This is a genomic window from Erysipelothrix aquatica (genome assembly GCF_009828775.2).
GTDB classification, from domain to species: Bacteria; Bacillota_I; Bacilli_A; order Erysipelotrichales; family Erysipelotrichaceae; genus Erysipelothrix; species Erysipelothrix aquatica.
Genome location: NZ_WTSY02000076.1, coordinates 1 through 1,994, shown reverse-complemented (window position 1 = coordinate 1,994; position 1,994 = coordinate 1). Strand labels below are relative to the sequence as shown.

At 28.6% G+C, this 1,994-nt stretch carries 1 protein-coding gene; it reads right to left on the bottom strand.

What is annotated here, in order from left to right; all coding sequences use genetic code 11:
- Positions 1-879 precede the first annotated feature (879 nt).
- On the bottom strand, positions 880-1,188 hold the full coding sequence (locus tag GVV20_RS10450) for a hypothetical protein (protein WP_159741472.1): 309 nt from the start codon (positions 1,186-1,188) through the stop codon (positions 880-882).
- Between the last annotated feature and the right edge of the window lie 806 nt (positions 1,189-1,994).

Genomic DNA, 1,994 nt, shown 5'->3' with positions numbered 1-1,994 from the left:
CATTTATTATCACATGTTATCACACTTTGCCAAGATAATTAATGTTTGGTTAATTTTTTCAAAAAAAGAACTTTGAAAAAGTGTGAATTAATTCAATAGTACAAAAATGAATGTGAATTTACATGGATGAAATCGTGAGTTTATTACTTTTCTATTACACTTTGTTATAAGTTCCATTTTTTTATGTGAGAATAGATTTGTTCAGTATAAAAATTAAACGAAAATGGAAAGGGACGAATTTTATGTATACAATTACCGAAACTAACCATACACCTGAAAATAATAAAAAAATCTCGTAATAAGGCGTCTTTCTTGCTGCTCTCTACTAGCTATATATTGATGATAATTTCTCTGATCTATGAAAGAAATAGTGTGATTATGTCAGTTGCTATAGCAATCAGAATATTATCACTACTAGGATTACTCATTAATACTAAATCTAAAATGATTCTATGTAGCTTAGTTTTACAAACTACAAGTTTTGTGGTTGTTCATATACAAGGATCGATATTGGAGCAAAATTCCTCATTAACAAATGAAATTATGGAAATACAAGGTGTATTCCTGCAAGCAAGTTACGTGATGATGGGACTTTCTGATTTTTTTGTCTAAAAATATACTGCTAATTTATCAACTGAACCAATATTATACTCTCTCTACATTTTCTATTCATATTTTGTAGTAGTGTTAATCCTATTGGCTACGATTGAATATTTAGGAATAACAACAATTATAGGTTTAATGGTTCCAGTTATGGAATTTTCGATATATATTAGTTACATCGTCACAATCATTTACGAGTATAAATTTAAATATACTGGTTGAAGAACAAAATCGTCAATATATTTTCACTCATGTTCTTCGCTCCCCATATTTTTTTTATAACCTGGTTATTGTCATCATATATTCATTTCCAACTTCAAGTGATAACTGCAAATACTTGCAGTTATCACTTGACATATAAGTTGTGTTCTCTAAGTCTTGAAGGTTAGAATTTTTATACATGTAAAACCAACAATCATTCAAGTCGTAAAGTTCACTAAGTATATGCTCCGGAAGGGGTTTATCATCACCTGTCATTTCAAGATGAATTTCATTTAACCATTCAACGATTCTGTAGATTGATTGATTATTGACTTCTTTATTATCAATCATGCCTATAAATTCATTGATTATTTTCATGTTCATGCCTTACCTTTTTCATCGTTTTTAAGTTCTTCAGATAGCATGTTCATTTTTTAGTTCCTGTAAAATCTCATTCATTGTCCAAATCATGGTTTCATAGAATTTTTGCTCCAACACTGTCATACTTACCACTAACTCCAGTAAATAATGTCATACAATTCTGCACTATATTTATCGAGAGTTAGTCTAGTTGCGTTTTGCAAATGTTGAATATCTTCGTAATAGTATTTATCACAATCTGTTTAACCATAAAACAAACCTGCAGTCGTTGGTAGAATTTCAAAACTTACTTCATCCGGTTTACTACCCAAAATCATAGTCTCAATTTCATAAAAATTTTCGATAGTTGTTCTTGGAATTATTTCATCTACAGTATTTTGAACATCATCTAAACGTTCAGAATATTTTCGAATGGCATTGAACTTTCTAAATACAACAAGCCTATTTACTTGCTCTTTTCCATAAACTTCACGATTCGTTCAAGGTTGTCATTATAATACATCAAGTAGTTTTCAGTTCTTTGTGGATTTATCTAAACCAGTATTGTGGTGTTCCAATCCAAGGTGATATTCTTGAATAAGACTTTTAATTGTTTAATTTTTTTTGAGAAGTAGTCGTATGATTTTATTTTCAGTTTCTTTACTATAATATCTCATTAGTCTAGCTTAATTTGATTTTGTTATTTCTAAATAGAGGTGTGGATATTTCAGTTTACTAAAGCCAAAGAGATAAAAAAGTACAAATTACTATGTTTAAGAAATCCTCATTCTTGTCATTAAATTTTCAAAGTATATATTAACATATAATTA

Bases quoted from the DNA above. Each gene is read 5' to 3' on its own strand.
- GVV20_RS10450 (WP_159741472.1), bottom strand. From the start codon at position 1,188: ATGAACATGAAAATAATCAATGAATTTATAGGCATGATTGATAATAAA.